Below are 14,653 nucleotides of genomic sequence, written 5' to 3' on the forward strand. Positions count from 1 at the left end.
AGATAATGACCGAACAAACAAACGAAGCGGCGCCGGTGCGCAATGCGGAATTCAAGGCGCTGCTGCTGTTGGTGCTGATGGTGGTGCTGGTGGCCGGATCGGCGCTCTACCTGCTGTATGCGCGCGGCGCCTTCGAAGCGACGCAGACGCTGGTACTACAGACGGATAACTCGGAGGGCGTCACCGTCGGCATGGACGTGACCTTCGCCGGCTTCCCGATAGGGCGAGTGCGGCGTATAGAACTGGGCAAGGACGGCAACGCACGCGTCATCGTCGACGTGCCGCGCAGCGATGCGCATTGGCTGCGCAGCACCAGCATCTTCACGCTGGAACGCGGCCTGGTGGGCGGCGCCAAGCTGCGCGCCTTCAGCGGCATTCCGACCGATCCCCCGCTGGAGGAAGGCGCCACGCGCACGCTGCTGGTCGGCGACGCCGGCGCCGAGATTCCGCGCCTGCTGGCCGCCGCCAAGGATCTGCTGGAAAACCTGAACGCGCTGACCGCGGAAAATTCCGCGCTGGCCGCGAGCCTGGCCAACGTGCAGGGCGTGACCGGCAAGCTGAATGGCCCCGGCGGCGCCATGGGCCTGATCGCCGGCGACGACAAGAACGCCCAGCAACTGGCGGAACGCGCCAACAAGCTGCTGATCACGGTGAACGCGCTGGCCACCAAGGCCGATAGCCTGATCGGCCACGCCGACGCGCAAGTCTTCGGCAAGCAAGGCGTGATGACGGACGCGCAGGCGACCATCGTGCAGCTCAACGGCCTGCTGTCCGATGCGCGCAACAGCCTGAAGAAGATGGACGCGGTGCTGGTCGAGGCGCAAGCCGTCGGCGCCAACGCCAAGGAAGCCACGGCCGACCTGGGCACGCTGCGCGGCGAGGTGGAAAGCAGCTTGCGCCGGGTCGAACAACTGGTCAATGAGATCAACCGCAAATGGCCGTTCAAGCGCGACACGGAGATCAAACTGCCATGAAGACCAACGCCCCACTGATCGCGACGCTGCTCGCCACCGCGCTGCTGGCCGCCTGCGGCAATAATCCTCCTGTGCCGGACTGGCAGATGAACGCGCAGGGTTCCATCGAACGCTCAACCGCCGCCTACATGTCCGGCAACGCCCGCGTGGAAGCGGCCGAATACAAGCGCGCCCGCGAGGCGCTGGCCAGCACCGGCAAGGTCGATCTGATGATACGCGCCGAATTGATACGCTGCGCCGCACATGTCGCCTCGCTGGTGTTCGAGGATTGCGCCGGCTACGACAAACTGTCGCAAGACGCCAGCCCGGCCGACCGCGCCTACGCCGCCTACCTGTCCGGCCGCGCCACCGCCGCCGACGCCGCGCTGCTGCCCGCGCAGCACCAGCCGGTGGCCTCCGCGTCCAGCGATACGGCGGCCGCCGGCGCCGTGCAAGCCATCGCCGATCCGCTGTCCAGGCTGGTGGCCAGCGGCGTGCTGCTGCGCGCCGGCAGAGCCACGCCGCAAATCCTCAGCGGCGCCGTGGACACCGCATCCGCCCAGGGCTGGCGCCGGCCGCTGCTGGCATGGCTGGGCGTGCAGGCCATGCGCGCCACGCAGGCGGGCGACACCGCCGAAGCCCAACGCATCCAGCGCCGCATCAACCTGATCACCGAAAAACCAATATGAACACCCGTCTCGTCTACTCCACCGAAACCGGCCGCATGTGCCCCGACTGCGGCAAGCCTATCGCCGATTGCAGTTGCAAGGCCGCCGCCAAAGCCAAACCCGCCGGCGACGGCGTCGTGCGCGTATCGCGCGAATCGAAGGGGCGCGGCGGCAAGACCGTCACGCTGGTCAAGGGCCTCGCGCTGGACGCCATCGCCCTGGCCCTGCTGGGCAAGCAGCTGCGCAGCGCCTGCGGCTCCGGGGGCACCGTCAAGGACGGCGTCATCGAAATCCAGGGCGCCCACTGCGACCTGGTGATGGAAGCCCTGGCAAAACAGGGCCACCAGCCCAAGCGCAGCGGCGGTTAGCGCGTGCGCTGGTTCGACAGGTAGACGTTGTCGCGTTCCAGCTTGCCGCCATCGCGCACGGCGGCCTGCCACGCCTCGGTGCTCACCACCGCGCCGAAGTTCGAATGGAACACCGTGTTGAATACGCGGTGGATTTCTTCCGCGCTGGCCTTGCCGGCCGCGTTCTCATACGGCAGCGCGCCGGTGGCGTCCTCCAGCACTTCGACCTGCAAGCCGCGATGCGCCGCTTCGTAGATGGTGGAGGCGTTGCAGTTGTGCGTCATGTAGCCGGCGATGGTCAGCGTATCGATGGCGTTCGCCTTCAACCACTCGGCCAGGTCCGTTCCGGTGAACACGCTGGCCATCTTCTTGTTGATGAAATGGTCGTGCGCGCGCTGCGCCACCGTGGGATGCACTTTCCAGCCGTCCGAGCCCAGGGCGAAGATCGGCGAGGTTTCCGGCGCGTCGTGCTGCACCACCACCACGGGGATGCCCGCTTCGCGCGCGGCATCCATGGCGCGGCCGATATTCGGCAGCGAGGTCTCGACCGGAGGGTATTCGATCTTCATCTTTCCGGTGAAGTATTCGTTCTGCACATCGATGACGATCAAGGCTCGGCGTGGGGTGGCGGTCATGGTTTTCTCCTGTAGGATAAGGGCTTCAGCGCCCGGTGATTGACATTTTCCGTCACCGCGCCATTATCCAAAAGCGGCCCGAAGGCCACCATTCGATATAATCAGGCCATGCCTACGCCCACCTCGTCCAGCCGGAAATTCCGCATCGCCGTCATTGCCTTCGACGGCATCAACCCATTTCACTTGTCCGTTCCGTGCCAGGTGTTCGGCGCCCAGCGTGCCGACTGCGACAGCGCCACCTTCGACGTCAAGGTCTGCGCGGAGGATCCCGGCGCGCCGTTGACCACTACCGCCGGCTTCGACATCATTGCCACCCACGGCCTTGCCGCGCTTTCCCGCGCAGACATCGTCATCCTGCCGTCCTGGCACTCGGACTGCCGCCCCGCACCACACAGCCTGCTGCAAGCCCTGCGCCGCGCCCACCAGCGCGGCGCGCAGGTGGTGGGGCTTTGCGTGGGCGCCTTCCCGCTGGCTGAAGCCGGGCTGCTGGACGGCCGCACCGCCACCACGCACTGGGCGCTCGCCGACACGATGTCCGAGCGCTATCCCAAGATCAGGGTCGACCGCGAAGTCCTGTATGTCGATGAAGGGGAAGTGGTGACGTCGGCCGGCGTGGCCGCGGGGCTGGACTGCTGCCTGCACCTGCTGCGGCAGTTGTGCGGCGCGGAGATCGCCAACCGCGTGGCGCGGCAGCTGGTGGTGGCGCCGCACCGGCAAGGCGGGCAGGCGCAGTTCATCGAACGTCCGCTGCCCGTCACCGGCAGCGACGATCGTTTCGCGCAGGTGCTGGCATGGGTGGGCGAAGACCTGACGCAGGACCACAGCATCGACGTGCTGGCCGAACGCGCACTGATGAGCCGCCGGAATTTCACCCGCCACTTCCGCCAGGCCACCGGCACCTCGGTCAAGCAATGGTTGCTCAACCAGCGGCTGGCGCATGCCCGGCATCTCCTGGAGAGCAGCGAAGTGTCGGTCGAGATGGTGGCGCAGCAGGCCGGATTCGGGTCGGCGTTGTCGCTGCGCCAGCACTTCCGGGCGACGTTGCGCACGTCGCCGTCGGAGTATCGCAAGTTGTACCGCTCCGCCGCGCCGGACTGACGGCGCGGGAGCTTACTCCCCTGCCGCTGCGGCTTCGCGCAACTTGTCCTTCTTGCTCTTGCGCTTGCCCTTGATGCCGCCGTTGACGGTGTCCGTGACCGAATTGGCTGGTGCCGGCGGCAGCGTCTCGACAGGCTCGAAGCCAGCGATCTGTTCACGCGGCAGCAGGATGTCCTGGCGCTTTTCGATCAGGCGGAAATGCTGTTCCGTCTCCGCGCTGACGAAGCTGATCGCCACGCCGCTCTCGCCGGCGCGGCCGGTGCGGCCGATGCGGTGTGTGTAATCCACCGCCGAACGAGGCAGGTCGTAGTTGACCACGGCCGGCAGGCGGGCGATGTCGATGCCGCGCGCCGCCACGTCGGTCGCCACCAGCACCTGCAGCCGGCTGGCCTTGAAGTCGCCCAGCACCTCGGTGCGCGCGCCCTGGCTGAACTCACCGTGGAAGGCGCCGGCGCGGATGCCGTTGCGGTTCAGCTTATCGGCCACGTGTTCGGCCGCGTACTTGGTCGCGACGAACACCAGCACCCTGCTCCACTTGTGCTCCAGGATCAGGTGCTTGAGCAGCATGGTCCGGCGCGGCACGTCAACCATGATCGCGCGCTGGACGATATCGGGTTTGCTGGCCGGCTCGGACAGCACCTCGATGCGCGTGGGTTGATGCAGCATGCCGTCCGCCAGCGCCTGCACCGCTGGCGGGAAGGTCGCCGAGAAGAACAGGTTCTGGCGCTGCTTCGGCAGCAGCTCCAGGATGCGGTTCAATTCCTCGCTGAAGCCCAGGTCCAGCAGGCGGTCCGCCTCGTCCAGCACCAGCATCGCCGTGCGCGAGATCTTCAGCGCATTATGGTCGATCAGGTCCAGCAGCCGGCCTGGCGTGGCGATGACGATGTCGGCACCGCCACGCAGCGCCATCATCTGCGGATTGATCGACACGCCACCGAACACGATGGATACCTTGACCTGCATCGGCAGATGCGCCACCAGCTTGCGGATCGACTCGCCCACCTGCGCGGCCAGCTCGCGCGTGGGCACCAGGATCAGGCCATGCAGCTGGCGCGGGCCGTTGCGGTTGTCCAGCAGCGATTGCAGCAGCGGCAGCGCGAAGGCGGCGGTCTTGCCGGACCCGGTCTGCGCCGCGCCCAGCACGTCCTCCCCGCGCAGGATGGCGGGAATGGCGGCGCTCTGGATGGCGGTCGGCTCCTGGTAACCGATTTCGGTAACGGCGTTAATCAGTGAGGGAGCAAGGCCCAGCGAAGAAAAAGACATGTCGGCCTTAATAATGTGAATTTAGCGGACAGTATACATGCTAGATGCATTTGCCCCGCAGCTTGGCGATCGGGATGAACGGCAGCGCCAGGAAGCCGGCCAGGAAAAATGTCGGCTGCCGCTTCAATCCTTCCGAGTGCAGGCAGTCCGGCACCTTCGCCTCGTTGAAGGCGGCGGTCATGATGTCGCTGCTGGAGGAGCTGAACGCCGGCACCTCGTGCGGCAGGGACTGCGCCGGAACGTCGGCCGCCAGGGCTTCGGCGATCGCCTTGCGCATGGCGGGATCGACGCGCGCCTCCATCGCCTTCGCGTCCGCCGGCGCGGCCACCGCGTCGAGATAGGCATCCTTCTTCGCATCGGCGGCCCAGGCACTGGGCGCGGCCAACAACGACATCAGCAAAACATATCCGCGCATAAGATTTTCATCCCGTGATTAGCTATATCCGCCATTATCATGCAAAAATAGCTAATCTTTTAAAGAAAAAAATTATGATCAACTGGGACGCCCACGCTTGCCTGCCGCAACACCCGCAGGCCGACTTCACGCCGGTTCAACGGCTGCACGCCGCCGGCGTCAATTATGTCTCGCTCAATGTCGGCGGCGACATGAACCCGGTCTCGCAAGTGATGTCGGTGATCGCCGGCTACCGCGCCACCATCGCTTCCGACCCTGACCGCTACGTGCTGGTCTCCAGCGTGGACGACATCATCCAGGCCGCGGCCGACGGCCGCATCGCCATCGGCTTCGACCTGGAAGGCGCCATGCCGCTGCTCGACCAGCCGGAGATGGTGGCGCTGTACGCCCAGCTGGGCGTGCGCCAGATGCACTTCGCCTACAACCGCAACAACAGCGTCGCCGACGGCTGCCACGACCAGCCGCGCGGCCTGACATCGCTCGGCTACAGCATGGTGAGTGCCGTGAACGACGCAGGCATCCTGATGGACTGTTCGCACACGGGCCGCCTGTGCAGCCTCGATATCATGTCCGCATCGTCGCAACCGGTGATCTTCAGCCACGCCAATCCCTATACGCTGGTGCAGCACGGGCGCAACGTCACCGATGAACAGATCCGCGCCTGCGCCGCCACCGGTGGCGTGGTGTGCGTGTCCGGCCTGTCGTGGTTCCTGGGTAAGGAGCATCCCGACGTCGACGATGTCGCGCGCCACGCCGCCTACGTGGCCGACCTGGTGGGCGTAACGCACGCCGGCATCGGCCTCGATATCTGCTTCCAGCAGCCAGGCCTGGACGACACGCCGCCCGGCGATTTCAACCCGGCCCACTGGTGGCCCGCCTCCGCCGGCTACAGCGCCGGGCATCCGCCGACCTTCACGCCGCCCGAAATCTGGCGCCAGCTGGCCGCCGCGCTGCGCAAGGCCGGCATGACCGACAGCGAGACCGAGTTGGTCATGGGCCGCAACATGATGCGCGTGGCGCAGCAGGTGTGGAGCAAGCCGCAGGCGCTGTTGAAGGTTGCCTGACTATTTGCGCAGGCGCGCTTTCAAGTAGCTGAGCAGCACCAGCTTGAACTCCGCTACCAGTTCCACCCGCTCGGCAGGCGCCGCCCCGGCGTACAAAGGATTGAGTCCCTTGACGATTTGTAGCGATACAGTGGCCAGCCGCAGCGCCTCCCCCTCTTCCAATTCCGGCTGTTTCTCCCTCAGCGCCGCGCCTATCCTGGACCGCAGCCGCTGGCGCGCGCCCGCATCGCGCTGATACCCAAGCGTCGCATTGAGCAGCGTGAAGTAAGCCGGGTGCTCGTTGAAAAAACCGATCATCAGATCGAAGATCCGGTCCACCAGCGCGGCGATGCTCAGTTGCGAGGCCTCGGCAATCAGCGTCGTCCAGCGACGCGCCATCTCCTCGCCGTATTGCTCACGCAGCGCCTTCGCCAAGGCCAGCTTGTTGGGAAAATACTGGTACAAGGCGCCGATAGACGAACCGGATCGCTCGGCGATCGCGGTCATGGTCGCGGCGTCGTAGCCGGATTGCGCAAACACGGCTGCCGCGGCATCCAGCATGGCCGCCATGCGCTGTTCGCCGCGCAGTTGCCGAGGCTTGCGCCTGGCGTTTTTTTCAATATCTGAGGACATCCTCACATTGTAGCCGAATTCGATCTATAATTATCTGAGGATACCCTCACATTTAAGGAACCAACGATGAATCTCGAACCTTCCAGCACGGCCCTGGTATTGATCGATCTACAGCACAGCAACGTGGCACGGGAGCTGGCGCCGCATACGGCGCAGCAGGTGGTGGCCAACGGCGCCCGCCTGGCCGACGCTGTGCGCCGCAGTGGCGGCACCGTGGTGTATGTCCGCGTACTGGTTAACGAGCTACTGCGCCTGCCGGCGGATATCTCGCTGGCCCGCGATCCGTCCGCCCCGCCACCACCGCCGCAGGCGTCGGAACTGGTCGGGCAGGCTGGCTGTCAGCCGGGCGACATTGTGATCGCCAAACGCCAGTGGGGAGCGTTCCATGGCACGGAACTGGACCAGCAGTTGCGCCGCCGCGGCATCCGCACGCTCATCATGGGCGGTATCGCCACCAACTTCGGCGTCGAATCCACTGCCCGCGCAGCCTTCGACCAGGGCTACGCGCTGGTGTTTGCGCATGACGCGATGTCCAGCCTGAAGGCGGAGATGCATCAATTCGCTGTGCAGAATATCTTCCCCTTCATCGGCCATGTGCGCAGCACCGATGAACTGGAGGCGGCATTCCTCAAGCGCTAGGCGCTTTCATTCCGGCGCACCGGCAGCCACTGCGCCACACCGAAAGCCAACTCCGGAACGATGAACAGCCAAAGCAGCGGCGCGCCCGTGGCGGCCAGCGTCCAGATCATCCAGGTCGAAAACAGCAGCCGCGCCACGCCGTCGAAACGGCCGAAGCGCTGCTGCGGATCGCTGATGCGCAGCAGCGACCATACCAGCACCACGCTTCCGAGCAGGCAGGCGAACAGGATGTGAAACGGTTCAAACGCCGGCAGCGCGGCGCCCCCAAGGCGCTGGTTGATGCCGTCCAATTGCACGCGGGCGAAGGCGAAGCTCCATGGCGTGGCGAAAGGCGCCGTCACAATCAGATCGTAGATGGCACTGCCGAGGACAATTTTGCGGAAGGTGGATGGTGAAAGCATGACGACTCCGTGGTTAGAATGACGCCATGCTAAAGCCTGGAGTACACTCCAGGGTCAATCACTATTTGGAGCCTGGGCATGCAAATCGGAGAAATCGCCAGCGCCACGGGACTGAGCCGCGATACTTTGCGCTTTTACGAAAAGCGCGGCCTTCTGCGCGCGCGCCGCAGCGCCAACGGTTACCGCGACTATCCGCCGGAGGCGGTGAACTGGCTGCGTTACATCAAGTTGGCGCAGACGCTGGGCTTCACGCTGGGAGAAATCGAAGCCGACCTGCCGCTGCTGGCCGAACCGGCATCGTCCGCGCCCCAGCTCCGGGAGGCGCTGGCGCGCAAGCTGGCAGACATCGACCAACGCATTGAAGGCCTGCATGCGCTGCGCGGCGAACTGGCGCGCAGGTTGGACGAGGATATGCAAGCCTGTCCCTTACAGCCCGGCCAATCGGACACCCACGCAAGTTTGAATGATTATTCATTACAGGAAGTCAATATTACCAATTTGTAATAACGTACTGGGGTGGGTTGGATACAATACGATACAAAGAGTTGCATAACAGCAATTCTCTGCATTTAAATATAAAGCTATCGATGGGTTCCATGGTCAACTACCACGTTTGTTATAAATCGTTTGAAATCCGCTCGTTCTGTACGAAAAACGAACATAGTAAATGGCAAGGGCGATGGGAGATTTCCCGGCAATTAAGCAGGATAGATTCAAGCACCGTGGTGACAGTATTTGAAACACCGGAAGAAGCCGCCCAGAACGCCATCGCTATTTGCTGCCAACTTATTGACGAGGGGCGCATCCGCAACCCCTCCCTGCTGGCGACCGGCTTTTAATATCCGCGCCTTATTCGATGTCGGGCAAGGCCAGGGAGCCAAGCACCCCGGCGATCGCCTTCACGTTGGCGTCGTTCGACTCGATGAAGCCGGATTGCGAGAACTGGAATTTGCCCCCGGATTTTTGCAATGCCTGGACAATCGCAGCGCGATACCGCAGATTCAACACCAGCCCGCCGACCCATTCCAGCCGTTGAATGGCCCCGGCCTCTGCATGGATGCGACGTCATTTGACGAAACCACCAGCAGCTCGGTCAACTTTCCGTCCTTCGTAAGCTTGTCGAGCTGAGTGGCCAGCATCGGAGAAACCTTGATGGCATCGGTTATCTGCGCTTTCTGTTCAACAGTGGCGCTTTTAAGCAACTCAGCTTGGGAATTAACAGCAAAAAAAGCCAGACTGAGAGGTAAAAGGTAACGTTTTATAATCAACTCCAATAAATAATAAATCCCCCGGTTCTACCGGGTCGCATTAACAATTTTGCAATCATCGGAATTGAACTCCGATTGGAACTGCAAAATCTGGCCGCCCACCTGCAACGCTTTCATGCGGGGCGTGACCAGCGCATAGTCCCCCGCCTTCAGCTTCTCGATCAACGGAGTGCATCCGCTGGCGCTCGTATCGAGATGGCCGGCGACTACCCACTTGCCATCGGCACGCTCCCTGAAGAGCGCAGCCGCCGAATAGCTGTCAACGTTAAACAGCAGGATTTCCTGCCTGCCGTCTCCGTCGATATCCATCATCATGGCATCGCAGTCGGAGCCGGGGCTGGTCAGGCATGACGGGATCGCCCGCCCCTCCTCAGCCCCCCACTTCTGAGCCACAAAGCTGGCCGGCAGCTTTGCGGTCGCCGGCCACACCTTGACGCTGTCGGCCACCGACACCTCCGCGGCACGCGGCCCGTCGTGCCAGCGGGCCGTGTCCTTCAGCGCCTTGGCGGCCAGTTCGCGGATCAACGCGGCATCCGGACCGGAGGCCTGTTGCGACAAGCGCGCCAGGGCAACCTGGCCATAACGCTGCCCCTCGAAGCGCAGGTAATGGAAATCGAATTTGGCGGCCTGGGTGCGGCCCTTCTCCAGCCGCGCCACCTGGTTGTTCACCGACAGGCGCGCAGGATCGGCGATCGGTGTGAACAACGCCAGCAGCACCGCCAGCAGAACAAAGGCCGCCGCCACGTTGACGTGGGCGATGGAGCTCAGCCAGGTCTCGTAGCGATGCGCCGCCCACGCATAGCCCAACGCATAACAGCCGGCGAGGACCAGGCAGGCGGCGGCGGTGACGCGGTCCACGGTCCAGCCATAGTCGTACACCCGCAATCCCAGCGCATAGATGGCGATGGCCGTCAGCGGCAGTATCAGCAGCGCGGCCACGCGCGCGCTCACGCGCACCACCAGGGCCGCCTTGGCGTGGCCGTTCTGGAAGGCCGCGTTGATCAGAACGATCAGCACCGCGTCCGCCGCCAGCAGCAGCGAGGTGGCGTGGCGGGTGGCCCACAGCACGTCCAATCCCGTGAATGGCAGCGCGCACAGGAAGCCGCTCACGAGCACCGCCGCCACCGGCAGTATCCACGACAGCAGCACCAGCAGCAGGCTGCGGATGCCGCGCACGATGGCCGGCCGCACGTCCGTGATGTGCATCGCGCACGACCAGGCAAAGCAGACCACCGGCACCACGAACCACGACTGCTCCATCATGTGCTTCAAGAAGTTCAGCTTCACCATCGAGAACAGGCCGCTGCCCATCAACAGCACCAGCCACAGTGCGCCGACAAAGAACACCGAGAACATCAGCTGCACCGTCAGCTTCCAGGCCAGTTCGAAGTAGGTGTCGTAGCTGGCGACGAGGCGCTTGTCCGACGCCCCCGCCATCACCAGCACATGGGCGATGTACATGAACACCCCGCCGAAGACCACCACTGGACCGGAGCGCGGCGTGAACACGCCGCGTCCAAGCTGGCCTGCACCTGGCCACAAGCCGGCATCCCGGCTGACCGCATGCAGCGCCATCACCAGCACCAGGACGGCGGCGGCCAGCATCCACAGCGCCACCTTCTTCGGCGCCATATGGCCCATGGCCGATATCAGCATCGCCGGCAGCAACAGGCCGGCCATCACCAGTGGCGTCATCACATACGGCATCCCGGCCGGCCACCACGCGCCCTGGTCGGCCTGGTACAGCCAGTACAGCAGCGCGCCCTGCGCCAGGCCAGTCGCCAGCCGCAGCACCATCACGCGCCGGCTGACCTCCGCGTCCAACGTCGTCTCATCCTGTTTCATGCGATGTCTCTATGGGAATCAAGGCCCGCAGTATCTCACATGTTTATTATTTGGCATTGGTAGCAAGCCCACTAAACGCCATGCCAGGCGCCACACGACGAGGCCCGCGCGGAGGCGCTATAATGGCTGTCTACGCTGTTCTTTTTTCAACGTTCCGCACCCGGTCCGCCAAGTGAATCCACATCTCGACAAGCTGCAACCCTATCCGTTCGAAAAACTGCGCCAGCTGTTCGCGCAGGTGACCGCCAGTCCCCAGCACAAGGCCATCAGCCTGGGCATGGGCGAACCCAAACACCCGACGCCGCGCTTCATCCAGCAGGCGCTGATCGACAATGTGGACGGCCTGGCCACCTACCCGACCACCATAGGCTCGGACGCGCTGCGCGGCGCCATCGCCGGCTGGCTGGAACGCCGCTACGGCATCCCCAAGCTCAATCCGGCCACCCAGGTGCTGCCGGTGAACGGCTCGCGCGAGGCGCTGTTCTCGCTGGCGCAGACCGTGATCGACCCTTCGGCCAAGTCGCTGGTCATCAGCCCGAATCCGTTCTACCAGATCTATGAAGGCGCGGCCTACCTGGCCGGCGCCGAGCCGTACTTCGTCAACTCCGACCCGGCCCGCAACTTCGGCTGCGACTACGACAGCATCCCGGCCTCGGTATGGGAGCGCGTGTCGCTGCTGTTCCTGTGCTCCCCCGGCAATCCGACCGGCGCCGTGCTGACGCTGACCGACTGGGAGAACCTGTTCGCCCTGTCCGAGCGCTACAACTTCATCATCGCCGCCGACGAGTGCTACTCCGAGATCTACCACGGCGACAAGGCGCCACTGGGCGCGCTGGAAGCGGCCCACACGCTGGGCCTGTCCACGGTGGACAAGCCCTACGCGCGCCTGGTGGTGTTCAGCAGCCTGTCGAAGCGCTCCAACGTGCCGGGCATGCGCTCGGGCTTCGTGGCCGGCGATGCCGACGTGCTTAAAAAATTCCTGTTGTACCGCACCTATCACGGCGGAGCCATGAGCCCTTCCGTGCAAGCTGCGTCGATCGCGGCCTGGAACGACGAGACCCACGTCGAACAGAACCGCGAAAAATACCGCGCCAAGTTCGCCGCCATCACCCCGCTGCTGCAGGAGGTGCTGCAGGTCGAACTGCCGGACGCCGGCTTCTACCTGTGGGCCGACGTCAGCCGGACCGGCCTGTCGGACACCGAATTCGCCCAGCGCCTGTACGCCGAATATAATGTCACGGTACTGCCGGGCAGCTACCTGGCGCGCGACGCGCACGGCGCCAATCCGGGCCGCAACCGCATCCGCATGGCGCTGGTCGCCGAGACGGAGGAAGGCCTGGAAGCGGCGCAGCGCATCGTCCAATTTTGCAAGTCCCTTAACAAATAAGATCGCACATCATGAGCCAACAACTCCAGCAAATCATCGACCAGGCATGGGAAGACCGCGCCAACATCAATCCAGCCAACGGCACCGCCGAACTGCGTGACGCGGTTTCGCACGTGATCGCGGGCCTGGACGCCGGCACCATCCGCGTGGCCGAAAAAACCACCGGCGACTGGGTGGTGAACCAGTGGGTCAAGAAAGCCGTGCTGCTGTCCTTCCGCCTGGAGAACAACGTGCAGATGCCGTCCGACGGCACCATGCAGTTCTACGACAAGGTACCGACCAAGTTCGCCAACTACACCGCCGAGGATTTCGCCAAGGGCGGCTTCCGCGTGGTGCCGCCTGCCGTGGCGCGCCGTGGCTCCTTCATCGCCAAGAACGTGGTGCTGATGCCTTCCTACGTCAACATCGGCGCCTACGTCGATGAAGGCGCGATGGTCGACACCTGGGCCACCGTCGGTTCGTGCGCGCAGATCGGCAAGAACGTCCACCTGTCCGGCGGCGTCGGCATCGGCGGCGTGCTGGAGCCGATGCAGGCCAATCCGACCATCATCGAAGACAACTGCTTCATCGGCGCCCGTTCGGAAATCGTCGAAGGCGTGATCGTCGAAGAGAACTCGGTGATCTCGATGGGCGTGTACATCGGCCAGTCGACCAAGATCTACGACCGCGCCACCGGCGAGGTGACCTACGGCCGCGTGCCTGCGGGTTCGGTGGTCGTCTCGGGCAACCTGCCTTCGGACGACGGCAAGTACTCGCTGTACTGCGCGGTCATCGTCAAGCGCGTGGATGCCAAGACCCGCGCCAAGACCGGCATCAACGAACTGCTGCGCGGTATCTAAGCAGGCAACAAGAACCGGGGACTCTTTGCAGTCCCCGTTTTTTTTGATACTGAGGAGAGTGCCATGGCCATGGAACGCCTGTTCCAGCTGATGAAGGAAAAGAACGCGTCGGACATGTTCTTCGCGGTGAATTCGCCGGTGCACATCAAGATCAACGGCAACCTGATCCCCATCAATCAGCAAAAGCTCGAGCCGGACAACATTCATTCGCTGCTGTCGGAGATCGCCTCCCCCGCGCAGATGGAGGAACTGGTGGCGACCAATGAGCTGAACATGGGCGTGTCGGTGCCGAACATGGGCCGCTTCCGCCTCTCCGCGTTCAGGCAGCGCGGCACCATCTCCGCCGTATTCCGCTTCGTGCCCGCCACCATACCGGTGCTGGCCGACCTGCAGCTGCCGCCGGTGCTGGCGGACCTGATCATGGAAAAGCGCGGCCTGCTGCTGCTGGTCGGCTCGACCGGCTCCGGCAAGTCCACCACCATCGCCTCGATGCTGGACCACCGCAACGAACTGCGCTCCGGCCATATCCTGACGCTGGAAGACCCGATCGAGTACCTGTTCAAGAACAAGAAATCCATCGTCAACCAGCGCGAGATCGGCAGCGACGCCAAGGACTTCCACACGGCGCTGCGCAACTCCATGCGCCAGGCGCCGGACTGCATCCTGATCGGCGAGATCCGCGACAAGGAAACCATGGCCGCCGCGCTGGCGTATGCGCAGTCGGGCCACCTGGTGCTGGCGACCCTGCACGCCAACAACAGCTATAACGCGCTAAATCGTATTATCAGTTTCTACCCGATCGAGAACCGCGCCGCGCTGCTGCAGGACTTGTCGTCCACGGTGAAGGCGATCGTCTCGCAGCGCCTGGTCCGCTCGATCAACGGCGGCACGCGCACGGCGGCGGTGGAGGTGATGGTCAACACCCGCTACATCTCGGACCTGATCGAAAAAGGCGAGATCGGCCAGATCAAGGAGGCGATGGAGAAGAGCATGTCGCCCGGTTCGCAGTCGTTCGAACTGGCCTTGCTCAAGCTGGTGCAGGACGGCTTGATCAGCCAGGACGAGGCGCTGGCCAACGCCGATTCGGCCACCAACCTGCTGTGGCTACTGAACAATGGCCCGGACAGCAAGAACGCCCAGGCCGAGCCGGAAACCAAGCCGCCGCCGGACGAGGCGTCGTTCACCGAGTTCACGCTCAACACCTGAGGCGCCCGAAGCG

Annotated in this window: 19 protein-coding genes; 11 read left to right on the forward strand and 8 right to left on the reverse strand. The window is 64.1% G+C overall.

Annotated elements, in window-relative coordinates; translation table 11 throughout:
- The first annotated feature begins 5 nt into the window (after positions 1 to 5).
- From GTP90_RS03175 to GTP90_RS03185, 3 genes are read left to right on the forward strand one after another with little or no spacing between them, the layout of a single operon-like run.
- On the forward strand, positions 6 to 974 hold the full coding sequence (locus tag GTP90_RS03175) for an MlaD family protein (protein ID WP_161082137.1): 969 nt from the start codon (positions 6 to 8) through the stop codon (positions 972 to 974).
- Positions 971 to 1,642 carry a hypothetical protein gene (locus GTP90_RS03180; protein ID WP_161082138.1) on the forward strand — a complete coding sequence of 224 codons (672 nt, stop codon included), beginning with the start codon at positions 971 to 973 and terminating at the stop codon, positions 1,640 to 1,642. Before GTP90_RS03175 ends, GTP90_RS03180 begins: the two co-directional genes overlap by 4 nt.
- Positions 1,639 to 1,989: a translation initiation factor Sui1 gene (locus GTP90_RS03185; protein WP_161082139.1), complete on the forward strand. Its 351-nt coding sequence runs from the start codon at positions 1,639 to 1,641 to the stop codon at positions 1,987 to 1,989. Before GTP90_RS03180 ends, GTP90_RS03185 begins: the two co-directional genes overlap by 4 nt.
- Here the strand turns inward: GTP90_RS03185 and GTP90_RS03190 are convergent.
- Positions 1,986 to 2,603, reverse strand: coding sequence for a cysteine hydrolase family protein (locus GTP90_RS03190; RefSeq protein WP_161082140.1), 618 nt, complete (start codon positions 2,601 to 2,603; stop codon positions 1,986 to 1,988). The genes GTP90_RS03185 and GTP90_RS03190 overlap by 4 nt on opposite strands.
- A 108-nt stretch (positions 2,604 to 2,711) precedes the next feature.
- Here GTP90_RS03190 and GTP90_RS03195 point away from each other — a divergent pair, with 108 nt between their 5' ends.
- The gene (locus GTP90_RS03195; protein WP_161082141.1) at positions 2,712 to 3,701 is read left to right on the forward strand and encodes a GlxA family transcriptional regulator; all 990 of its coding nucleotides are present in this window, start codon (positions 2,712 to 2,714) and stop codon (positions 3,699 to 3,701) included.
- A 12-nt stretch (positions 3,702 to 3,713) separates the two neighbouring features.
- Here the strand turns inward: GTP90_RS03195 and GTP90_RS03200 are convergent, their stop codons facing one another.
- Both GTP90_RS03200 and GTP90_RS03205 read right to left on the reverse strand, forming a co-directional pair.
- The gene (locus GTP90_RS03200) at positions 3,714 to 4,964 is read right to left on the reverse strand and encodes a DEAD/DEAH box helicase (RefSeq protein ID WP_161082142.1); all 1,251 of its coding nucleotides are present in this window, start codon (positions 4,962 to 4,964) and stop codon (positions 3,714 to 3,716) included.
- Positions 4,965 to 5,004: 40 nt separating this feature from the next.
- A complete protein-coding gene (locus tag GTP90_RS03205; RefSeq protein ID WP_161082143.1) occupies positions 5,005 to 5,379 on the reverse strand; it encodes a hypothetical protein in 375 nt (124 codons plus the stop codon).
- 74 nt (positions 5,380 to 5,453) lie between these two features.
- Here GTP90_RS03205 and GTP90_RS03210 point away from each other — a divergent pair, with 74 nt between their 5' ends.
- On the forward strand, positions 5,454 to 6,443 hold the full coding sequence (locus GTP90_RS03210; RefSeq protein ID WP_161082144.1) for a dipeptidase: 990 nt from the start codon (positions 5,454 to 5,456) through the stop codon (positions 6,441 to 6,443).
- Here GTP90_RS03210 and GTP90_RS03215 read toward each other — a convergent pair whose 3' ends face one another.
- On the reverse strand, positions 6,444 to 7,055 hold the full coding sequence (locus GTP90_RS03215; RefSeq protein WP_175047960.1) for a TetR/AcrR family transcriptional regulator: 612 nt from the start codon (positions 7,053 to 7,055) through the stop codon (positions 6,444 to 6,446). It abuts the gene before it with no gap.
- Positions 7,056 to 7,121: 66 nt separating this feature from the next.
- On the opposite strand from GTP90_RS03215, the gene GTP90_RS03220 reads away from it, so the two are divergent.
- Positions 7,122 to 7,694: an isochorismatase family protein gene (locus GTP90_RS03220; protein ID WP_161082146.1), complete on the forward strand. Its 573-nt coding sequence runs from the start codon at positions 7,122 to 7,124 to the stop codon at positions 7,692 to 7,694.
- Here the strand turns inward: GTP90_RS03220 and GTP90_RS03225 are convergent.
- Positions 7,691 to 8,095 (reverse strand): hypothetical protein, encoded by a 405-nt coding sequence (locus GTP90_RS03225; protein ID WP_161082147.1) that lies wholly within the window; start codon positions 8,093 to 8,095, stop codon positions 7,691 to 7,693. The genes GTP90_RS03220 and GTP90_RS03225 overlap by 4 nt on opposite strands.
- Before the next feature lie 78 nt (positions 8,096 to 8,173).
- Between GTP90_RS03225 and GTP90_RS03230 the strand changes: the two genes are divergently transcribed.
- Positions 8,174 to 8,599: a MerR family transcriptional regulator gene (locus GTP90_RS03230; RefSeq protein WP_161082148.1), complete on the forward strand. Its 426-nt coding sequence runs from the start codon at positions 8,174 to 8,176 to the stop codon at positions 8,597 to 8,599.
- Between the two features lie 83 nt (positions 8,600 to 8,682).
- Positions 8,683 to 8,934: a DUF6566 family protein gene (locus GTP90_RS03235; RefSeq protein WP_161082149.1), complete on the forward strand. Its 252-nt coding sequence runs from the start codon at positions 8,683 to 8,685 to the stop codon at positions 8,932 to 8,934.
- Positions 8,935 to 8,944: 10 nt separating this feature from the next.
- Here GTP90_RS03235 and GTP90_RS03240 read toward each other — a convergent pair whose 3' ends face one another.
- Genes GTP90_RS03240 through GTP90_RS03250 form a run of 3 tightly spaced genes read right to left on the reverse strand, consistent with a single transcriptional unit; the run spans position 8,945 to position 11,208 of the window.
- Complete coding sequence (locus tag GTP90_RS03240; protein ID WP_161082150.1) at positions 8,945 to 9,103, reverse strand: hypothetical protein; 159 nt, start codon at positions 9,101 to 9,103, stop codon at positions 8,945 to 8,947.
- Positions 9,097 to 9,369 carry a hypothetical protein gene (locus GTP90_RS03245; RefSeq protein WP_161082151.1) on the reverse strand — a complete coding sequence of 91 codons (273 nt, stop codon included), beginning with the start codon at positions 9,367 to 9,369 and terminating at the stop codon, positions 9,097 to 9,099. The genes GTP90_RS03240 and GTP90_RS03245 overlap by 7 nt, the downstream gene beginning before the upstream one ends.
- A 21-nt stretch (positions 9,370 to 9,390) precedes the next feature.
- Positions 9,391 to 11,208 carry a DUF4153 domain-containing protein gene (locus tag GTP90_RS03250; protein WP_161082152.1) on the reverse strand — a complete coding sequence of 606 codons (1,818 nt, stop codon included), beginning with the start codon at positions 11,206 to 11,208 and terminating at the stop codon, positions 9,391 to 9,393.
- Between the two features lie 172 nt (positions 11,209 to 11,380).
- On the opposite strand from GTP90_RS03250, the gene dapC reads away from it, so the two are divergent.
- The 3 genes from dapC (at position 11,381) to GTP90_RS03265 (ending at position 14,640) form a co-directional block, all read left to right on the forward strand.
- Positions 11,381 to 12,595, forward strand: a complete 1,215-nt coding sequence (gene dapC, locus GTP90_RS03255; RefSeq protein ID WP_161082153.1) for a succinyldiaminopimelate transaminase — start codon at positions 11,381 to 11,383, stop codon at positions 12,593 to 12,595.
- A gap of 11 nt (positions 12,596 to 12,606) precedes the next feature.
- The gene (gene dapD / locus GTP90_RS03260) at positions 12,607 to 13,434 is read left to right on the forward strand and encodes a 2,3,4,5-tetrahydropyridine-2,6-dicarboxylate N-succinyltransferase (RefSeq protein WP_117013568.1); all 828 of its coding nucleotides are present in this window, start codon (positions 12,607 to 12,609) and stop codon (positions 13,432 to 13,434) included.
- A 63-nt stretch (positions 13,435 to 13,497) separates the two neighbouring features.
- Complete coding sequence (locus GTP90_RS03265) at positions 13,498 to 14,640, forward strand: PilT/PilU family type 4a pilus ATPase (protein ID WP_161082154.1); 1,143 nt, start codon at positions 13,498 to 13,500, stop codon at positions 14,638 to 14,640.
- Positions 14,641 to 14,653 lie beyond the last annotated feature (13 nt).

It is taken from the genome of Duganella vulcania (assembly GCF_009857655.1).
GTDB lineage: Bacteria > Pseudomonadota > Gammaproteobacteria > Burkholderiales > Burkholderiaceae_D > Rugamonas > Rugamonas vulcania.

Coding starts and splice junctions, on each gene's coding strand:
- GTP90_RS03265 (WP_161082154.1), top strand. CDS start 13,498: ATGGCCATGGAACGCCTGTTCCAGCTGATGAAGGAAAAGAACGCGTCG.
- GTP90_RS03175 (WP_161082137.1), top strand. CDS start 6: ATGACCGAACAAACAAACGAAGCGGCGCCGGTGCGCAATGCGGAATTC.
- dapD (WP_117013568.1), top strand. CDS start 12,607: ATGAGCCAACAACTCCAGCAAATCATCGACCAGGCATGGGAAGACCGC.
- GTP90_RS03235 (WP_161082149.1), top strand. CDS start 8,683: ATGGGTTCCATGGTCAACTACCACGTTTGTTATAAATCGTTTGAAATC.
- GTP90_RS03180 (WP_161082138.1), top strand. CDS start 971: ATGAAGACCAACGCCCCACTGATCGCGACGCTGCTCGCCACCGCGCTG.
- GTP90_RS03190 (WP_161082140.1), bottom strand. CDS start 2,603: ATGACCGCCACCCCACGCCGAGCCTTGATCGTCATCGATGTGCAGAAC.
- GTP90_RS03225 (WP_161082147.1), bottom strand. CDS start 8,095: ATGCTTTCACCATCCACCTTCCGCAAAATTGTCCTCGGCAGTGCCATC.
- GTP90_RS03230 (WP_161082148.1), top strand. CDS start 8,174: ATGCAAATCGGAGAAATCGCCAGCGCCACGGGACTGAGCCGCGATACT.
- GTP90_RS03195 (WP_161082141.1), top strand. CDS start 2,712: ATGCCTACGCCCACCTCGTCCAGCCGGAAATTCCGCATCGCCGTCATT.
- GTP90_RS03215 (WP_175047960.1), bottom strand. CDS start 7,055: ATGTCCTCAGATATTGAAAAAAACGCCAGGCGCAAGCCTCGGCAACTG.
- GTP90_RS03200 (WP_161082142.1), bottom strand. CDS start 4,964: ATGTCTTTTTCTTCGCTGGGCCTTGCTCCCTCACTGATTAACGCCGTT.
- GTP90_RS03210 (WP_161082144.1), top strand. CDS start 5,454: ATGATCAACTGGGACGCCCACGCTTGCCTGCCGCAACACCCGCAGGCC.
- GTP90_RS03205 (WP_161082143.1), bottom strand. CDS start 5,379: ATGCGCGGATATGTTTTGCTGATGTCGTTGTTGGCCGCGCCCAGTGCC.
- GTP90_RS03250 (WP_161082152.1), bottom strand. CDS start 11,208: ATGAAACAGGATGAGACGACGTTGGACGCGGAGGTCAGCCGGCGCGTG.
- GTP90_RS03185 (WP_161082139.1), top strand. CDS start 1,639: ATGAACACCCGTCTCGTCTACTCCACCGAAACCGGCCGCATGTGCCCC.
- GTP90_RS03220 (WP_161082146.1), top strand. CDS start 7,122: ATGAATCTCGAACCTTCCAGCACGGCCCTGGTATTGATCGATCTACAG.